Consider the following 18,076-nt stretch of genomic DNA (forward strand, 5'->3'; position numbering starts at 1 on the left):
CGGGCGCGAGGTCGTGGTGGAGGAGTCTCGATGGCCCGTCTTGAGGGCCCGCGGCCTGGTGGCCCCGTCACGGCGGGTGGGCGTCGGGGGAGCCTGCGTGGGCGGCGTGAGGAAGCAGGGCGGCCGTCGTCTTCGTGGCGTGGTGACGGTGCCTGGCGGAGGTGGGACGGCAGTTGTGGGTGGACAGCGGGAATGCGGATTACGGAGACGCGATCTGCGGTGCGGTCCGGATGGTGGGTGACGGGGTGGATGACGGGGCGCGGGGTGCGTGGGGAGAGCGGGTCAGTACGGCAGGAGGCGGCCTGAGGGGGTCCTCAGGTCCGGCGGGCTCGGTTGACGTGGGGGCTTGGGGCGCTTGATGAGCTGCTGCCGTGCCATGTTGATCATCTCCCCCGTCGGGCCGGATTTAACCCGTCGATCGAGCCGATGTCACCTGCACTTCGTACGACGCGGGCGCCGCCGGCAAGGTTCAGCGAGCTTATGCGACATCCTCTGCCGGTTCGACCGTTTTTCGGGAAGCGTGGTCGACCGGACGTGGTCAGGTGGTCACGGTCGGTGCCGTCCGGGAGTGGCCGTGGGAGATCGTTCCGTGGTGCGGCCGTCTTGCGGTAGGGCGGCCGTCCGGACGGGTCAGGAGACGATGTCGCGGGTGTGGAAGCGGCGGAACGCCAGGGCGAAGAGGACGGCGGCGTAGGTGACGGAGATGGCCGCGCCCTTGGCCATGCCGGTCCATTGGATCTGCGGCTGGAGGGCGTCCATCCACGAGTACATCCAGTGCGTCGGCAGGAAGTCGCGCCAGGAGCCGAGCGCGGTGACGGCGTCCAGGATGTTGCTGACGATGACCAGGCCGACGGCGCCGCCGACCGCGCCGAGCGGGGAGTCCGTGACGACCGAGAGGAGGAACGCCAGGGCGGCGACGACGAGCTGGGCGATCAGGGAGTAGGCGATGACGATGGCCATGCGGCCGAGGGCGGTGGACGCGGGGACGGTGCCGCCGGTCGGCAGTTGGACGTCCGCCCAGCCGAAGCCGACCGTGCCCGCGATCAGCGACATGACGGGGAGGCCGACGACCGCGACGACGGCGTAGGAAAGGGCGACGATCAGCTTCTGGCGGAGCAGCCGGGCCCGCGGGACCGGTGCGGCGAGCAGGTAGCGCAGGGACGACCAGCCGGCCTCGCTGGCCACGGTGTCGCCGCAGAACAGGGCGACGGCGACGACGAGGAGGAAGCCGGTCGACACGAACAGGGCGAAAAGCGCGAAGTTCAGGGCGCCGGCGGTGGCGACGTCCACCAGGCTCGGGGCCCCGTTCCCGCTCGGGGAGCCGCCGATCTTGAACGCGCCGACCAGCACCCAGGGCAGGACGAGCAGGATGCCGAAGGCGATGAGGGTGCGCCGGCGGCGGAACTGCCGGATCGCCTCGACGCGGAGCGGGAGCGTGCGCCGCACGCTGTATCCGGAGCGGTCGGATTCCGGTGCGGTGTCCGCCGTTCGCTCTTCGGCGGTGCGCGCGGGGTCTGTGGTTCGTTCCGTGGCGGTGGGCATGCCGTCCGTCTGCGGGCCCTCGGCCGGGGCCGTGTCGTTCGCCCCGTCAGCCTTCGGTTCTTTCGACGTGGTCATGTCGTCCGCCCGGTGTCGTGTCGCCGGACGGCGGTCCGGTGGACGCGGTCGTGGCGGCCGGCTCCGCGGACGGTCATGGGGCCTCTCCGATGATTTCCAGGAAGGCGTCCTCGAGGCGGCGGCCCGTGCCGACGATCTCGGTGACGGGGCCGGCGGCGACGCGCCGGCCGCGGGCCATGACGACGGCGTGCGTGCAGGTCTGCTCGACCTCGGCGAGCAGGTGGCTGGAGACGATCACGGTGCGGCCGGCGGCGGCGTACCGGACCAGGACCTCCCGCATCTCGCGGATCTGCGGCGGGTCGAGCCCGTTGGTGGGTTCGTCCAGGACGAGCAGGTCGGGCAGGCCGAGCATCGCCTGCGCGATGGCGAGCCGCTGCCGCATGCCCTGCGAGTACGTGCGGACGGGCCGGTCGAGCGCGGAGCCGAGGTCGGCGATCGCGAGCGCCTCGTCCAGGTGCGCCTCGGCGGCGGGCCGGCCGGTGGCGCGCCAGTACAGGTCGAGGTTGTCGCGGCCGGACAGGTGGGGGAGGAAGCCGGGGCCTTCGACGAACGAGCCGAGGCGGGACAGGACGGGCGCGCCCGGGGTGACGCGGTGGCCGAAGATGCGGATCTCCCCGGCGTCGGGGCGGATGAGGCCCATCAGCATGCGCAGGGTCGTGGTCTTGCCGGCGCCGTTCGGTCCGAGCAGGCCGAGGACCTGGCCCTTCTCGACGCGGAACGACAGGTCGGCGACGGCGAGGTGGCCGTTCCCGTACGCCTTGGTCAGCCCGGTGATCTCCAGCGGGACGCCGGTGCCGCGGTCGCGGGGACGGCCGCGCCGGACGCCGAGCAGCAGTGCCCCGGCGATCGCGAGTCCCACCAGGGGCAGGACCCACACCCAGCCGGGGATCGGGGCGGGCGCGGTGACCAGGGACGGGTCGGTCGGGACGGTCAGCCCGGACACGGCGCGCACCTTGTACGCGGCGGGTTGCGGCGGCGTCGCGAAGCCCATGTCGGTGGTGGCGACGACGAGCCGGAGGCGGTGGCCGCGGTCGAACCGGTAGTCCATCGCGGGCAGCGTGACGGTGACCTCGCCGCCGGTCGCGCGGAACGGGGCGGCGATGCGCCGGGCGGGCGCGGCGCTGCCGTCCGGGGAGACGTCGTAGAGCTTGGCGAAGAGCGGGCCGCCCGCGGCCGAGGCGTCGTTGGCCGGGCTTGCGCTCGTGCGACCCGCTGGGTCTTCGGTCGCCTTGAGGCGGACGGTGGCGGCGCCGGTGAGGCGTACGGGCTGGTCCAGCGGTCGGCTGTCGAAGGTGGCCGTCTGTCCGGGCATGTCGGTGGGAAGTCCGGCGGGGGCGGCGGAGCCGAGGGAGCCGAGCGCGCCGAGGCCCGGGAGCGCGGAGACGGACGCGGGGTTGCCGCCGGCCGGGTTGTAGACCGTCTGCTCGAGTCCGGTCAGCGGAAGGCTCCGCGGCGTGCCGGACAGCCCGGGATACGTGCGGGCCTTCGCCTCCCGCACGACGACCTGCTGGGTGGAGGAGTCGAGGCCTCCCGCGCGGGTCACCGTGAACCGGGTGCCGGACGTGCCGGACGTGCCGGCGTGCTTGAGCCGCGCGTCGAAGAAGCCGCGGACGAGGCCGCGGACGCGCCCGGTCTCGGAGTCGCCGCCGTCGTGGCCGCCCTGGTACCAGACGACCGAGACGGGCGCGCCGTTGCGGGCGATGGCCCGCGCGTTCGCGTCGGCCTGGTCGAGCGGGAACAGCGAGTCGGACTGCCCCTGGACGAGCAGGGCGGGGACCTTGATCCGGTCGGCGACGGAGGCGGGGCTCGACCGGCGCAGCGTGGCGACGGCGTCCGGCGTGGGGCCGCCCTGCTCGGCGACCTTCTGGTACATCGCGCACAGCGACGGCAGGAACCGCCCGCAGCCGGCGCCGAAGGAGCCGCTGGTGAAGAAGATGCCGGCCCACAGCTTCTTGAAGACGCCCTTCTCGGGGCCGGCGCCGGCGGCGTTGGGGAACAGCACGTCCGGCAGGCTGTTCCAGGTGATCTGCGGTGCGATGGCGTCGACGCGGCGGTCGTAGGCGGCGGTCATCAGGGCGATCGCGCCGCCGTAGGACTCGCCGGCCATCCCGACGCGCGGGTCGCCCGGGCCGTCGAGCTGCACCTCGGGCCGTTTCGCCAGCCAGTCGACGAGCTGCCGGGTGTCCTTGACCTCGTAGTCGGGGGAGTCGAGCGCGATCTGCCCGGTGGACGCGCCGAACCCGCGGGCGGTCCAGGTCAGCACGGCGTATCCGGCGCGGGCCAGTTCGCGCGCCTCGTTCGCGACGCCGTGCTTGTCGCCGCCGAAGCCGTGCCCGAGCATGATCGCGGGTGCCTTGCCGCGCCCGACCGGCTTGTAGAACGTGGTGTCGAGGGTGACGCGCTGGTCGTCGTGCGGGCCGTCGACGACCTGCACGCGCTGCTCGACGGCGTCGACGCGGGGAGGGTCGCCGCCGCCGACGCCCCAGGCGGTGCCTCCGGCGGCCAGTGCGACCGCGATCCCGGCGGCGGTCCAGCGCGACCTTCGGCCCGTCCTGTTCCACCGCGTCCGGAACGCGCCGCCCACCGTCATGACAGCACCTTATGCGCGGCCTCACCGGGCGCCGCTCCGCCTATGCGTCGATCTTCCCTGCGCCCGCCGCCGTACGGCCCGCCCCGCGGTTACGCCCCCCGGCGTACCCGGCCGCCACCCGGATGTCGGGGGGCGGCCGGGTCACTCGGGCGGAGTGGGGGAGCAGGGGGAGAGCGCGGCGGCGAACATGGCGGTCAGGCGGTCGGTGAGCTCGGCCGGGTCGGCGCCGCGCAGGTCGTTGAGGCCGAGCAGGCGGCGGACGGGGCCGCCGCCCATGATGATCGTGGACGCGAGCAGCGCGCGGGCGCGCGGGTTCGGGCCGTCCAGCTGCGCGACGAGCGGTTCGACGATCACGTCCTCGAGGTAGCCGAGCAGGGCCTGCTTGACCTCGGGGCTGCCGGCGGAGCGGTCGATCATCCGGGTCATCGGGGTCGGCGGGTGCCGGTGCACCTGCCGGACGAAGTGCTCGGCGAGCCGGCGGGGCAGCCCCGCGGGGTCGCCGGCGATGACGCCGCGCAGCGCGGACTCGCCGGCCAGGACCTCGCCGAACAGGGCCGCCTTGGAGCCGAAGTAGCGGTTGACCAGGGCGGTGTTGGCGTCGGCGGCGGCGGCGATCATGCGGACGGTGACGCCGTCGTAGCCGTGCTCGCCGAACAGGTCGCGGGCGGCGTCCAGGATGCGGCGCCGGGTGGCCTCCCGGTCGCGTTTGCGGTGTTCCCGCTGGTCGGCCTGCTCGGCCTGCTCGACGCCCGTCATCGAATCCCGACCCGTCCCCGTCTGGATCACCGAATCGCCCCAGTATCCCCCGAGTTGCAAGTAAACAAGCGTGTACATAGCATATATGCAAAACACAGGTAATTACGTTCCATGGGGGCATGGTGGCTCAAGCGAGCGTGGCGTCGCACGGTCCGGTGACGTCAGAGCAAGCGAGACCGCAGTACACGCACCGCCAGATCCTGGAGATCCTCTCCGGTCTGATGATGGCGCTGCTGACGTCGATGATCTCGTCCACGGTGGTCAGCACGGCCCTGCCGACCATCGTCGGCGACCTCGGCGGTCAGGACCAGCTGTCCTGGGTGGCGAGCGCGACGCTGCTGACGATGACGGCCTCGACCCCGCTGTGGGGCAAGGTCTCCGACATCATCGGCCGCAAGCTCTCCTTCCAGACCGCGCTCCTGATCTTCGTAGTCGCGTCCGTGGGGGGCGGGCTGTCCCAGAACATCGGCATGCTGATCGCGGCCCGTGCCGTCCAGGGCCTCGGCGCCGGCGGGCTGTCCGCGCTCGCGCAGGTCATCCTCGGCGACATCGTCGAGCCCCGGCAGCGCGGCCGCTACTCCGGGTACATCGGCGCCGTGTTCGGCGTCGCCACCGTCGCCGGCCCCTTGCTCGGCGGGTTCATCGTGGACGCCGACAGCCTCGGCTGGCGCTGGTGCTTCTACGTCTGCGTCCCGCTCGCCATCGTGGCCTTCGCGGTGATCCAGAAGGTGCTCAAGCTCCCGAAGGTGAAGCGCGACACCCGGATCGACGTGTTCGGCGCGTTCACCATCACCGGCGCGGCCACCGCGGTGATGCTGCTGCTGTCGATGGGCGGCAACGAGTTCGAGTGGGCCTCCACCTGGACCTACGCCCTGGGCGGCATCACGGTCGTGCTGGTGGTCGCGGCGGTGTTCGCCGAGCGGATCGCCCGGCAGCCGATCCTGCCGCCCCGGCTGTTCCGCAACCCGACGTTCGTGCTGTCCTCGCTCGGCTCGCTCTGCGTCGGCATGACGATGTTCGGCGTCATGATCTACATGCCGCAGTACCTGCAGATCGTCAAGGGACTGAGCCCCACCGCGTCCGGCCTGATGACGCTGCCCCTGGTGGTCGGCATGCTGATCGCCTCCATCGGGTCCGGCCAGCTGGTCACCCGGCTCGGCAGGTACAAGATCTACCCGGTGATCGGCATGCTGTTCGTGGGCGGCGGCCTGTTCCTGCTGTCGCGGCTGCACGTCGACTCGTCCAAGGTGGAGATCGGCGGAGACGTCGCGCTGCTCGGCGTCGGCCTCGGCCTCACCATGCAGATCCTGATCCTCGCCGCGCAGAACGCCGCGAAGATGGAGGACCTGGCGTCCACCACGTCCGGGGTGTCGTTCTTCCGCAACCTCGGCGGCGCGGTCGGCGTCGCCGCGTTCGGCGCGATCCTCAACAACAAGCTGCCCGGCGAGATCGCCAAGGGGCTCCGCGAGGCGCACCTGCCGATGCCGAAGGGCGGCGGCTCCCTCGGGACCCCCGACCAGGTGCAGGCGCTGCCCGAGCCGTTCAAGTCGATCGTGCTCACCGCGTTCACGCACTCGCTGGAGCATGTCTTCGTCTTCGGCGTGCCGATCGCGATCGTCGGCCTCATCACGTGTCTCGCGATGAAGGAGCTGCCGCTGCGCGGCAAGGCCGGCACGGGCAGGAACACCCCGCAGGTGGCCGCGACGGCGCCGATGGACGAGGGCATGCCGCGCCCGCCCGCGCCGGTGGCCGCCAACGGCGCCACCGCGATGGCCGGCCGGCACGCCCGCGGATACGAACAGCCCGCCGCGGCGCAGCAACTCGCGTCGGTCGGGGCGGGCACGGCTCCCAAGGAGATGGTCGGTGCGATGAACGAAATGCCCGCGAACGGTCTGTCGCCCAACGGCATGGCCGCTGCTCCCGGCGGGTCCCCGGCGGCCGATCCGGCCGCGCAGGCCCGGCTGCTCGCGCAGCAGAACGCCTTCGCGCAGGAGGCGCCGGGCGGCGGCGTCCCCGTGCGGGGCGTGGTGCGCGCCGCCGACGGCGCGCCCGTCCCGTCCGCCGCGCTGACCCTGATCGGGGTGGACGGGCACCAGCTCGGCCGCGCCCTCACCCAGGGCGACGGCCGGTACGCGCTGCCGACCCCCGGCCCCGGCACCTACGTGCTGATCGCCGCGACCGGCGAGCACGAGCCGCAGGCCGCGACGCTCGTCGTCGGCGACCGCCCGGTCGACTTCGACCTGGTGCTGGCCGGCAACGGCGGCCTCGGCGGGACGGTCCGCAGCGCCGACGGCAGCCCGATCGCGAACGCGATGGTCGTCGTCACCGACGTGCGCGGCGAGGTCGTCGGCACCGGGCGGACCGACATCTCCGGCCAGTACGCCTTCAAGGACGTCGTGACCGGCACGTACACGCTCGCCGTGAGCGCGGCGGCGCACCGCCCGGTCGCGCTGCCGGTCGAGGTGTCCGGCGGCGGGCAGACCCGGCTGGACGTCGAGATGCCGGCGGGCGCGCGGGTGCGCGGCACCGTCCGCAACGAGGCGGGCGAGCCGGTCGGCGACGCCCGCGTCACGCTGGTGGACGCGGCCGGCAACGTCGTCGCGATGGCGATCACCGGACCGGACGGGGAGTACGCGTTCACCGACCTGACCGGCGGGCAGTACACGGTGATCGCCTCCGGCTACCCGCCGGTGGCCACCGGGCTGTCGCTGGCGGGCGGCGGCCTGGACGACCACGACCTGAAGCTCGGCTACCCCGACGAGTAGGGCCGATCGCGGGGCCGCCCGACCCGGGCGGCCCCGGCCGACGCAATCACACGAGCCACGGAACGGAAGTGCGGGTCGTTGATGGATGACAGGCGCGGTCTGCGCGGATCGGTGCGGACCAAGGACGGCTGGGCGGTGCGGCACGCCATCGTCACGGTCACGGACCTGGCGGGCCGGCAGGTCGCGCGGGAGCAGACCGGGGAGGACGGCGTGCTCGCCGCCGGTCCGCTGCCCGCCGGCACCTACACGGTGATCGTCACGGCGATGGGGTTCCAGCCGGCGGCCTCGACGCTGATCGTGCACGGGTCCGGCTCGGCGGACCTCGGCACGCTGGTGCTGGCCCGCGCGGGCGGCACCGAGCTGCCGCCGCCCGGCCCGTGGACGATCGACCCGGCGCACTCCAACGTCGGGGCGGTCGCGCAGCACCTCGGGCTGTCCAGCGTGCGGGGCCGGTTCGCCGCGTTCGAGGGCGGCATCGAGATCACCGAGCCGGTGGAGGCGTCCCGGGTGACGGCCCGGATCGAGGCGGCGTCCATCGACACCGGCAACAAGCTGCGCGACGACCACCTGCGCTCGGCGGACTTCCTGAACGTCGACGCGCACCCGGTGATCGCCTACGAGGGGACGGGGCTGACCGCGACCGGCCCGGACCGCTGGACGGTGCACGGCCACCTCACCCTCAACGGGATCACCCAGCCCGTCGACCTGGACCTGCTGTTCCTCGGCAGCGGCGCCGACCCGTGGGGCGGGACGCGGGCCGCGTTCCGCGCGACCGCGGAGCTGCGCCGCACCGACTTCGCGATCCGCTACAACCAGCTGCTGGAGGCGGGCATCGCGATGGTCGGCGAGAGCCTCCGGGTGGAGCTGGAGATCCAGGCCGTCCAGGGAAGCGAACTCCCCCAGGCCTGACCGCCCAGGTCAGGGCCGCCGTGCCGGGGAGCGTCCGGCCGTGGGGACGGCGCCCGGGCGGGTGTCCAGTTCGGTGGGCGGGAGCCAGTGCACGGCCGGGTCGTAGTCGAGCCAGCCGTGCTCCCGCGCCGCCGCCGCGAACTCCGCGAGCAGCGACCGCAGCACCGGGTGCTGCTCGCGGGCCCGCCAGATCAGCGACCACGAGTACAGCGGGACGGGATCGGCCAGCGGCACCGACCGGACGCCCGCGGGGACCGGGACGTCCGCCGGCAGCAGCGACACGTGCCCGGTCTCGGCGCGCAGGTGGCCGAGGAAGAAGTCCAGCCCGAGGTTGACCCCGCCGAACTCCCCGGACAGCCCGAAGTCGGCGAGGAACCGGTCGAGGAAGTCCAGCCTGCCGATCTCGGCGGGGAACCACACCGTCGTGCCGCGCAGGTCGGCGGGGCGCAGCGTCGCCGCGTCCGCGAGCGGATGGTCCCCGCTCATCACCGCCGCCATCGGCGCGAGCCGCACCAGCCGGTGCGCCAGCCCGCCGGGCAGCGGCTCGTGCAGTGCGTGGACGCGGCCGAACCCGGCGTCGCCGTCGCCGCGTCCCAGCACGGTGACGACCTCGGGCAGGCCGCGCTTCAGGTTCGGTTCGATCGGCAGGTCGGGACGGCGCGCGACGACCTGCGCGATCGTCCGCATCGGGTCGAACAGGTGGCCCCACACGTCCAGCCGCAGCGGCCGGTCGTCGCGCCGGGCCGCCACGATCGCGTCGTCCGCCGCGGCGAGGGCGCGCCGCGCCGGCTCCAGGAACCGCTCGCCCGCGGCCGTCAGCGCCACCGAATGCCCGGTGCGGTCGAACAACCGCAGGCCGAGGACGTCCTCCAGTCGCGCGATGCGCTTCGACAGCGCCTGCTGGGTGAGGAACAGCTCGCCGGCGGCGCGCCCGAAGTGCAGGTGTTCGGCGGTCGCGACGAACGCCCGCACCTGCGCGAGATCGAGATCCACGGCGTCCACCCTGCCCGACAACCGGCGGTTGTCGAAAGGGGTCAGCGTCCCTTGAGCTCGTGGACGAGGGTGTTCGCGGCGGTGCGGGTCGGCGAGCCGGTGACGACGACCTTCCCGTCCAGGATCGGCATGTCGACGCGGGGCAGCGTGACCAGCCGGTCGCGGACCACGAACGCCAGGTCGCGGCCGACGGTCGCGCGGGTCAGCCGGGCGAACGCGTGCCGGTCCACCGGCCGCAGCGTGAGCGCCACGTCGTATCCGCCGGACGACCCGCGCGACTTCTGCACCCGCAGATCGGCGACCTTGTGGATCGCGATGCCCTGGGCGAGCCGGTAGCAGGTCACCCCGGCGGCGGACTGCCCGGTGATCCCCGGCGTCCCGGCCGGGCACTGCCCCGGCACCGCCTGCGTCACCGGGTACACGTGCAGCGGCGCGGCCAGCGTCACCGGCTTCGTCCGCATCGACGCCGCGATCATCCCGCCGGTCACCGCGACCGCGGCGATCAGCAGCCCGAGCGTCAGGATCATGATCACCAGCGCGGACCGGTGCTGGTCGGCGGCCCTGGCCGGCGGCGGCGGGACGGGCCGCTCCCGGTAGGCCACGCCCTGGCGGCGCGCGGCGCGGCTGCGCTTGGTCTCGGCCGCGGTCCGCCGCCGCTGCTCGGCGCGGGCGCGGCGCCGCCGGTCGGCGTCCGGGATTTCGGCTGCCGGCAGCACCGCCGTCGCGCGTTCCGGGCCGTCGGACAGCGCGAACCCCACCGCCCGCGCCGGCCCCGGAGCGGGCGGCGCGGCCGGACCCTCGGGCTCCGGGATCAGCGTCGGCCCGGGCACCGGGGCGATCGGCTCGGTCGGCGCCCGTCCGCTCAGATCGTCCTGCCCGAGCGCCGCGGCCGCCGACTCCCCGCCCTGCCCGGCCCCCGAGCCCTGACCGAAGCGCGCCCCCCGTCCCGGCGACGCGTTCTCCCCGGCCGGCGCGGGTGGCCCGAAGGGCGCGGCCTGTCCGAACGGCGCGGCCTCACCGAAGGGGGTGGCCCGCTCCGGCGGTGTCGCCTGCCCGGACGACGCGTCAGGCTGGTCCGGCTCGGGCTCTGGGATGAGCGGGGCCGGGGGCGGTGGCCAGGTGATCGGCCGGTCCGGCCGGGCCGCCGGGGGCGGCTGCGGGGCAGAGGCGGCCGGTGCGGGGTCCTCTGGCTGCCGACGATCCTTCCTGCGGCGCGGAACGACCCGCATCGTCACCTCCCCGGACTGACAAGATCTGGAACAGTCTTTCAGGACGGGACGGTGTCCCGCATCGTGTCGCGGCCGAACCCGGCCGACGATCGCGGATTGCTCGTCCCGTGATGAACACTGCCCCGTCCGGACGCGTCCGAAGCGCGGAAGGCCCGTCCCCGCGAGCGGGCGGGGACGGGCCTTCCGGAACGCGGGCGGTATCTCAGTCGATGCGCCAGGTGTCGCCGCTGCCGAGCAGGGCGGCGAGGTCGCCCTTGCCCTGCGTCTCGACGGCCTCGTCGAGCTGGGCGCGCATCAGTTCGTCGTAGGACGGGCGGTCGACGTTGCGGAAGATGCCGATCGGGGTGTGCTCGAACGCCGGCTGGTCCAGCCGCGACAGCGCGAACGCCATCGACGGGTCCGGGTTCGTGGCGTCGTGCACCGCGATGTCCGACGCGGGGACGTCCGCGACGTTCACCACCTCGAACGACCCCGACGGCGACCGGCGCAGCGCCTTCTGCCGGTCGGCGCCGAAGACGATCGGCTCGCCGTCCTCGAGGCGGATCGTGATGTCGTCGCGGACGGCCGCGTCCTTCAGCGGCTCGAACGCGTTGTCGTTGAAGATGTTGCAGTTCTGGTAGATCTCGACCAGCGCGGTGCCGCGGTGCTGGGCGGCGGCGCGCAGCACCGACTGCAGGTGCTTGCGGTCGGAGTCGATGGTGCGGGCGACGAAGGTGCCCTCCGCGCCGATCGCCAGCGACAGCGGGTTGAAGGGGGAGTCCAGCGAGCCCATCGGCGTCGACTTGGTGATCTTGCCGACCTCGGAGGTGGGCGAGTACTGGCCCTTGGTCAGCCCGTAGATCCGGTTGTTGAACAGCAGGATCTTCAGGTTGACGTTGCGGCGCAGCGCGTGGATCAGGTGGTTGCCGCCGATGGACAGCGAGTCGCCGTCGCCGGTGACGACCCACACCGACAGGTCGGGGCGGGAGGTGGCGAGGCCCGTCGCGATCGCGGGCGCGCGGCCGTGGATCGAGTGGAACCCGTAGGTGTTCATGTAGTACGGGAACCGGGACGAGCAGCCGATGCCGGAGATGAACGTGATGTTCTCGCGGCGCAGCCCCAGCTCGGGCAGGAAGGACTGGACGGCCGCGAGGATCGCGTAGTCACCGCACCCGGGGCACCAGCGCACCTCCTGGTCGGTCTTGAAGTCCTTCATCGTCTGCTTGCCGTCGGCCTTGGGGACCAGCGACAGCAGGCTCCTCCCGTTGCCGTTCGCGGCGCCGTTTCCGTTGGTGTCACTCACTGTCGATCACTTCCTGGATCACGTCCTGCAGCTCCTCCGACTTGAACGGCAGGCCACGGACCTGGTTGTAGCCGATCACGTCGATCAGCAGCCGTCCGCGCAGCAGCATCGCCAGCTGGCCGAGGTTGATCTCCGGGACGATGACCTTGTCGTAGGAGCGCAGCACCTCCGGCAGGTTCGCGGGGAACGGGTTGAGGTGCCGCACGTGCGCCTGGGCGACGTCGCCGCCCGCCGCCCGGACGCGCCGGACCGCGGCCGAGATCGCGCCGTAGGTGCCGCCCCAGCCCATCACCAGGACGCGGGCCGCGCCGGACGGGTCGTCCACGGCGAGCGGGGCGATGTCGTTCGCGATCCCGTCGACCTTGGCCTGCCGCAGCCGGACCATCGTGTCGTGGTTCGCCGGGTCGTAGGAGATGTTGCCGGTGACGTCGGCCTTCTCCAGGCCGCCGATCCGGTGCTCCAGCCCCGCCGTGCCCGGGATCGCCCAGGGGCGCGCCAGGGTCTGCGGGTCGCGCCGGAACGGTTCGAAGTCCTCCTGCGACGGCGCGGCGAAGTTCGGCTCGATCGTCGGCAGCGACGCCACGTCCGGCAGCTTCCACGGCTCGGAGCCGTTGGCGAGGTAGCCGTCCGACAGCAGGATGACCGGCGTGCGGTACTTCACCGCGATGCGGGCCGCCTCGATCGCCGCGTCGAAGCAGTCCGAGGGGGACTGCGGCGCGATCACCGGGACGGGCGCCTCGCCGTTGCGGCCGAACATGGCTTGCAGCAGGTCGGCCTGCTCGGTCTTGGTCGGCAGGCCGGTGGACGGCCCGGCCCGCTGCACGTCGATGACCAGCAGCGGCAGCTCCGTCGCGACCGCGAGGCCGATCGTCTCGCTCTTCAGCGCGATGCCCGGCCCGGACGTGGTGGTGACGCCGAGCGAGCCGCCGAACGAGGCGCCGAGCGCCGCGCCGACCGCGGCGATCTCGTCCTCGGCCTGGAACGTCCGGACGCCGAACCGCTTGTGCTTGGACAGCTCGTGCAGGATGTCGGACGCCGGGGTGATCGGGTAGGAGCCGAGGTAGACCGGCAGCCCGCTCTGCACGCCCGCGGCGACGATGCCGAGGGACAGCGCGGCGTTGCCGGTGATGTTGCGGTACAGGCCGGCCTCGTGCTCGGCGGGCTTGACCTCGTACTGCACCGAGAAGGCCTCGGTGGTCTCGCCGTAGCTCCAGCCCGCCTGGAACGCGGCGATGTTGGCCTTCATGATCTCGGGCTTCTTGGCGAACTTCTTCTCCAGGAAGCCGACCGTCCCCTCGGTGGGACGGTGGTACAGCCACGACAGCAGCCCGAGCGCGAACATGTTCTTCGCGCGCTCGGCGTCCTTCTTGGAGATGTCGTAGCCCTCGAGGGCGGTCACCGTCATCGAGGTGAGCGGCAGCGCGTGCACCCGGTACTCGTCGAGCGAGCCGTCCGTCACCGGGTCGGCGGCGTAGCCGACCTTGGCGAGGTTGCGCTTGCTGAACTCGTCGGTGTTGATGATCAGGTCGGACCCGCGGGGCAGGTCCGCGACGTTGGCCTTGAGTGCGGCCGGGTTCATCGCGACCAGCACGTCGGGCGCGTCGCCCGGGGTCAGGATGTCGTGGTCGGCGAAGTGCAGCTGGAAGCTCGACACGCCGGGGAGGGTCCCGGCGGGGGCGCGGATCTCGGCCGGGAAGTTCGGCAGCGTCGACAAGTCGTTGCCGAACGCCGCCGTCTCCTGGGTGAAGCGATCGCCGGTCAGCTGCATCCCGTCACCGGAGTCCCCGGCGAAGCGGATGATGACGCGGTCGAGCTGCTGGACCTGTTTGGTCACAGAGGAAGACCTCCTCGACGCGCAGCACCCGTCCTGGGGGAGGCACCCAGGATCGTGATGCTACTAAGGCTTACCTTCATGGTATGTCCGGGATGGAATGCTGGTCTCGGGGATCGGGCCGCTCAGCGGTGCGGGGGCGCCGGGCGTGCGGCCCGGTGCCGTCCGCCGCTCGGCGTCCGCTGGTGGTGGCCGTGGTCCGAGAGGCGCGGACCGCGGCCGTCGCTCCGCCCGTCATGTGCGACATCCCGCCCTCAGGGAGGTCATGACCCCGTATCACAAGGGTTATCACCTCAGGTGGAAGATCACGCGTCCCGGCTGGATTCGGGCGGGTCCTAACCGGTGCTACGAGCCGGACTGGTCCCCGGGTTCAGCGCTGAACACAGGGAGCTGGCCAGCCGGCACAGGTCGACGTGCAGCCGCCTCACCAGCCGGGCGGGATGGGCCGGGGAGCCGTCGCTCCCCGAGGGCACGGAGTTCACAGCCCGAAGTGTAGACATGCTGAATTTCGTTCTGTCCCACCGCCCCCGGCGCCCGGCGGGGGCCTCAGTGCCCGCCCGCGCCGCCCGTGCGCGCCGCGTTCGGCCCGGCCGGGGCGCCGGTCCCGCGCGGCGCGCCGCCCGTCCCCGGGGACGGGGAGCCGGTCGCGCCGGACGGCGTGCTCTTCACCACCTTGCTCCGCTCCCGGTCGAGCTTGGCCAGCAGCGCCTTGACGTCCGCCCGGGTCAGCGCCTCGCCGACCACCCGCGCCTGCGCCGAGTACGGGTACGAGCCGGGGTGGTCGAGCGCCGACTTCACCCACGTCCGCCAGGCCCGTCCCGAGACGGTGCAGGTCAGCACGAGCGACCGGTCGGACGGCACCGGGGCGGACGTCGCGCAGGCCCCGAGCGGCGTGCCGCGGGTCGCGATCGACGCGCGCAGCGCCGCGCGCGCCCCGTCCGGCACGGTGTCCGGCGACGACAGCGTCGCCGGGACCCGCACCGTGCAGCCCGCCGTGTTCTGGTCGCAGTCGACGAAGGACAGCTGCCCCGGATTGAAGTGCAGGTTCGGGTCGGCGGCGCCGGCGAGCGCCTTCACGCGCGGCCGCATCCGGACGAACAGCGCGGCGGGGTCGTCCAGGCCGGCGACGGTGAACCGGGCGCCGTCCGAGCCGGCGGCCTGCACGTTCAGCAGCCGGTACGGCGCCGCCGCCGACACCAGGTAGGTCGCGTCCTTGGTGGCGATCTTGTAGGCGCGGACGCCGCCGACGGTCTGCGTGGGCGGGTCCGCCGGGGCCTTGGTGAGCGATTCGGCGATCGCCTGCGCGCCCAGCACGTCCGGGACGTCGAAGCCCGGGACGGACGCGGGCGCCTTGGACCAGCGGCCCGCGAAGTTGTCGGGATGCGAGCGCTCGCCCGCGTACTCGCGCCAGAACGCCACGCCCGCCCTGATGTAGGTCTCGCCGTCCACCGCCACGACGTCGGCCTTCAGCGTTCCCGCCGTCAGCGTGCCGGTCGCCGACCCGGCCGCCGTGACCTGCAGGTCGACCTGGACGGGGGCGTTGTTGGCGCCGGTGAGCGTCCCGCGGTAGCGGAATCCGGGGCCGGAGGTGAGTTCCCGCCCGGCCTTCAGTGCCCACGCCGCGGGCGCCGTCGAGGACGGCTTCGGGCGCGGTCTGCCGGGTCCGTCGTCGTCGGAGACGAACACCATGGCGACCGTCGCGGCCGCCGCCAGGACCACGGCGACGCCGGCGCCGGTCAGCAGCCGCTTCTTGAGCTTCCCGCCCCGCGGTCGCGGCCCGCCGATCCCGGGCGGCGGCATGCCGGGAATCCCGGGACCCTGCGGCGGCCCGCCCGCGTCCCTGGGTCCGTAGCTCTGGAACTCGAACGCGTCCTGCGGGGCGTAACCGCCTTGCGGTGCGAAGCCTTGGTTCGCGGACGCCTCGTGTGCTGCGAAGTCGATCTGCGGGGCGTAACCGCCCGGGGACGCCGGCCCGTTCTGCGGGGCGTGATCGCCTTCGGGCGCGTAGGCGTCGTACGGGGCGGGGGCGGGCGAAGGCGGGCCGCCGGCGACGAGGACGTCGTCCGGTGCGGGCCGGGCAGGTCTGGACTCCGGAGAAGGGTCGTCCTGATCAGCGCTCACAAGCCATAAGAATGCCCGACGACGCGAGCGGTCGGACCGGAAAACACGCATCGCCGGGCATACCGCCACCATGGGCGAGGGCGGCCGGCCTCCGCGCCGACCGCCCTCACCTGCGGCGTCACTCGCTGTCGAGGCCGCTCTGCAGCGAGGCGACCTCGGACGCCGTGGCGCCGATCACCTTGTACTGCGCGTGCTTGTAGAAGGTGCCGCCGGTGGCCTTGGCCCAGCTCTGCCAGGCGGCGGTGGCGACGCGGCAGCTCGCCCACACCGAGGTGCTGCTGTTGATCGTGATCGTGTCGGTGCAGTTGCCGAGGTCACGGCCGGTCAGCGTGCCCGCGGTGATGTTGAACCGCACGTCGATCGTGATCGGCGTGGACGCCCCGTACGGCGGCCGGATCTTGGCCTCGACGGTGCAGCCGGAGTTGCTGTTGCAGCCGCCCTTCTTCCACTCGTCGACCGAGGGGCGCGCCGACGCGTCGAAGGAGTCCTTCAGCTCGCCCATGCTGGTGCGCATGTTGGAGATGACCGAGGACGCGTCGGACGAGGACTTCGGCGTCACGTCCAGCGAGACCCGCGGCGTGGTCGCCTCGTAGCGCAGCAGCTCGGCGTCGTCGGAGTCGGTGATGTAGAGGGTCGAGGTGAAGGTGCTGAACTTCAGCGCCTTCTTCCCGGACCACGTCGTCTTCAGCGGCTTGACCTTGGCGACGGCGGCCGCGCGGAGCTTGGCCGCCAGCGCGGTCGGCGACAGCTCGTTCTTGAAGTCGATGTCCAGCTTGTCGGCGCTCATCCGGCCCCACTGCGGGCCGCTCTTGAGGTAGTACGGCGTGCCCTCGACGTTGTCGATCTGGTCGCGCCAGTACGACTGGTCGGCCTTCACGAACAGCTTGCCGTCCGCCGACAGCAGGGTGACGTTGTCGGTGTTCCAGGTGACCGGGCCGGTCGCGCGGCCGCCCTTGGTGACGTCCAGCTGGCCCTGGATGCTGTCGGCGCCGCCGCCGAAGTTGCCCTTCAGGCCGACCGCGCGCTCGGCGGCCATCGTGTCGGCCGCGGCCCGCAGCTTCTCCTCGGGCGACTTGCCGCCGCCCTTGGACGCCAGCACGAACACCACGGCACCGATGATCAGGATCACCACGACGGCGCCGCCGGCCAATGCCGCGATCAGCGGTCCGCTGCTGCGCTTGGGCGGGGGCATGCCCGGGCCCATCGGGGCGCCGGGAGGCGGCGGGAAGAACGGCGGCGGCGTGCCCGGTCCGCCGTACCCGCCGGGGGGCGGTGGCGCGCCGGGACCGCCCTGACCATAGCCGGGACCGCCCGGAACGCCCTGGCCGCCCGGGTAGCCGGGGCCGCCCGGACCAGGGGAGCCGCCGGGCCCCGCGGGCGGCGGTGGAGGCGGCCAGGAGGCACCGCCCGGGTTCTCCCAGCCCGGGTTCGGCGGAGGGTTGCTCATCCGGTCACGTCCTTCCAGGTCAACTGACCCCAATGCATCCTCTAGTGTGCAGCAAAACGATGACATTGTGATCCTCCGCGGTGGAGGTACGACGCCACACTCTGCACGTCCCCTTCGGGGATACTTGCTTGGACGCGGACGGGAGGGTGGCGGTGCATAACTATTTCGACTCATATGTCGGCCTTGCCGCGCTGTTGATCGCTGGCGGCGGGATCGTCGGCGGCGGCCTCGCGGCGAACCGGATGCTCCGTCCGCACCGCCCGACTGTGGAGAAGCTCACCACGTACGAGTGCGGCGTCGACCCCGTCGGCGACGGCTGGGCGCACTCCTACATCCGCTACTACGTGTTCGCCTACCTCTACGTGGTCTTCGCGGTGGACGCGGTGTTCCTCTTCCCCTGGGCGACGGTCTTCGCCGCCCCCGGCTACGGCGCCACCACGCTCGGCGAGATGTTCGTCTTCCTGGCGTTCCTGGCCGTCGGGCTGCTCTACGCGGCCAAGAAGGGCGTCCTGTCCTGGACCTGAGGCCCCGGCGGG

General features: G+C 73.0%; 13 protein-coding genes. 3 read left to right on the forward strand and 10 right to left on the reverse strand.

Going from position 1 to position 18,076, the window contains the following annotated elements; all coding sequences use genetic code 11:
* Positions 1–630 precede the first annotated feature (630 nt).
* The 3 genes from ACA514_RS16065 to ACA514_RS16075 all read right to left on the reverse strand — a co-directional run bounded on the left by ACA514_RS16065 (position 631) and on the right by ACA514_RS16075 (position 4,963).
* On the reverse strand, positions 631–1,446 hold the full coding sequence (locus ACA514_RS16065; protein ID WP_375041925.1) for an ABC transporter permease: 816 nt from the start codon (positions 1,444–1,446) through the stop codon (positions 631–633).
* 244 nt (positions 1,447–1,690) lie between these two features.
* Entirely contained in the window at positions 1,691–4,207 is a 2,517-nt protein-coding gene (locus ACA514_RS16070; protein WP_375041926.1) for an alpha/beta fold hydrolase, read from the reverse strand.
* Between the two features lie 141 nt (positions 4,208–4,348).
* Entirely contained in the window at positions 4,349–4,963 is a 615-nt protein-coding gene (locus tag ACA514_RS16075; protein ID WP_375041927.1) for a TetR/AcrR family transcriptional regulator, read from the reverse strand.
* 155 nt (positions 4,964–5,118) lie between these two features.
* Here ACA514_RS16075 and ACA514_RS16080 point away from each other — a divergent pair, with 155 nt between their 5' ends.
* Together ACA514_RS16080 and ACA514_RS16085 are read left to right on the forward strand one after the other, a co-directional pair.
* Positions 5,119–7,728 carry an MFS transporter gene (locus ACA514_RS16080; protein WP_375041928.1) on the forward strand — a complete coding sequence of 870 codons (2,610 nt, stop codon included), beginning with the start codon at positions 5,119–5,121 and terminating at the stop codon, positions 7,726–7,728.
* Between the two features lie 81 nt (positions 7,729–7,809).
* A complete protein-coding gene (locus ACA514_RS16085) occupies positions 7,810–8,637 on the forward strand; it encodes a YceI family protein (RefSeq protein ID WP_375041929.1) in 828 nt (275 codons plus the stop codon).
* 9 nt (positions 8,638–8,646) lie between these two features.
* On the opposite strand, the gene ACA514_RS16090 is transcribed toward ACA514_RS16085, so the two are convergent.
* The 7 genes from ACA514_RS16090 to ACA514_RS16120 form a co-directional block, all read right to left on the reverse strand.
* Positions 8,647–9,630, reverse strand: a complete 984-nt coding sequence (locus ACA514_RS16090; RefSeq protein ID WP_375041930.1) for a LysR family transcriptional regulator — start codon at positions 9,628–9,630, stop codon at positions 8,647–8,649.
* Positions 9,631–9,671: 41 nt separating this feature from the next.
* The gene (locus ACA514_RS16095; protein ID WP_375041931.1) at positions 9,672–10,859 is read right to left on the reverse strand and encodes a hypothetical protein; all 1,188 of its coding nucleotides are present in this window, start codon (positions 10,857–10,859) and stop codon (positions 9,672–9,674) included.
* Between the two features lie 202 nt (positions 10,860–11,061).
* A complete protein-coding gene (locus tag ACA514_RS16100) occupies positions 11,062–12,141 on the reverse strand; it encodes a 2-oxoacid:ferredoxin oxidoreductase subunit beta (RefSeq protein WP_375041932.1) in 1,080 nt (359 codons plus the stop codon).
* Complete coding sequence (locus tag ACA514_RS16105) at positions 12,134–13,975, reverse strand: 2-oxoacid:acceptor oxidoreductase subunit alpha (protein WP_375041933.1); 1,842 nt, start codon at positions 13,973–13,975, stop codon at positions 12,134–12,136. The genes ACA514_RS16100 and ACA514_RS16105 overlap by 8 nt, the downstream gene beginning before the upstream one ends.
* A 332-nt stretch (positions 13,976–14,307) precedes the next feature.
* Positions 14,308–14,472: a putative leader peptide gene (locus ACA514_RS16110; protein ID WP_375041934.1), complete on the reverse strand. Its 165-nt coding sequence runs from the start codon at positions 14,470–14,472 to the stop codon at positions 14,308–14,310.
* Between the two features lie 46 nt (positions 14,473–14,518).
* Complete coding sequence (locus ACA514_RS16115) at positions 14,519–16,093, reverse strand: hypothetical protein (RefSeq protein WP_375041935.1); 1,575 nt, start codon at positions 16,091–16,093, stop codon at positions 14,519–14,521.
* A 118-nt stretch (positions 16,094–16,211) separates the two neighbouring features.
* Entirely contained in the window at positions 16,212–17,540 is a 1,329-nt protein-coding gene (locus tag ACA514_RS16120; RefSeq protein WP_375041936.1) for a hypothetical protein, read from the reverse strand.
* 152 nt (positions 17,541–17,692) lie between these two features.
* Here ACA514_RS16120 and ACA514_RS16125 point away from each other — a divergent pair, with 152 nt between their 5' ends.
* Complete coding sequence (locus ACA514_RS16125; RefSeq protein ID WP_375041937.1) at positions 17,693–18,064, forward strand: NADH-quinone oxidoreductase subunit A; 372 nt, start codon at positions 17,693–17,695, stop codon at positions 18,062–18,064.
* Positions 18,065–18,076 lie beyond the last annotated feature (12 nt).

Source organism: Actinomadura sp. NTSP31, from assembly GCF_041951385.1.
Classification (GTDB): Bacteria; Actinomycetota; Actinomycetes; order Streptosporangiales; family Streptosporangiaceae; genus Spirillospora; species Spirillospora napierensis.

What these genes read in the sequence shown, in the direction of transcription:
- ACA514_RS16110 (WP_375041934.1), bottom strand. Translation starts at nt 14,472, where the DNA reads ATGTCTACACTTCGGGCTGTGAACTCCGTGCCCTCGGGGAGCGACGGC.
- ACA514_RS16095 (WP_375041931.1), bottom strand. Translation starts at nt 10,859, where the DNA reads ATGCGGGTCGTTCCGCGCCGCAGGAAGGATCGTCGGCAGCCAGAGGAC.
- ACA514_RS16070 (WP_375041926.1), bottom strand. Translation starts at nt 4,207, where the DNA reads ATGACGGTGGGCGGCGCGTTCCGGACGCGGTGGAACAGGACGGGCCGA.
- ACA514_RS16085 (WP_375041929.1), top strand. Translation starts at nt 7,810, where the DNA reads ATGGATGACAGGCGCGGTCTGCGCGGATCGGTGCGGACCAAGGACGGC.
- ACA514_RS16120 (WP_375041936.1), bottom strand. Translation starts at nt 17,540, where the DNA reads ATGAGCAACCCTCCGCCGAACCCGGGCTGGGAGAACCCGGGCGGTGCC.
- ACA514_RS16075 (WP_375041927.1), bottom strand. Translation starts at nt 4,963, where the DNA reads ATGACGGGCGTCGAGCAGGCCGAGCAGGCCGACCAGCGGGAACACCGC.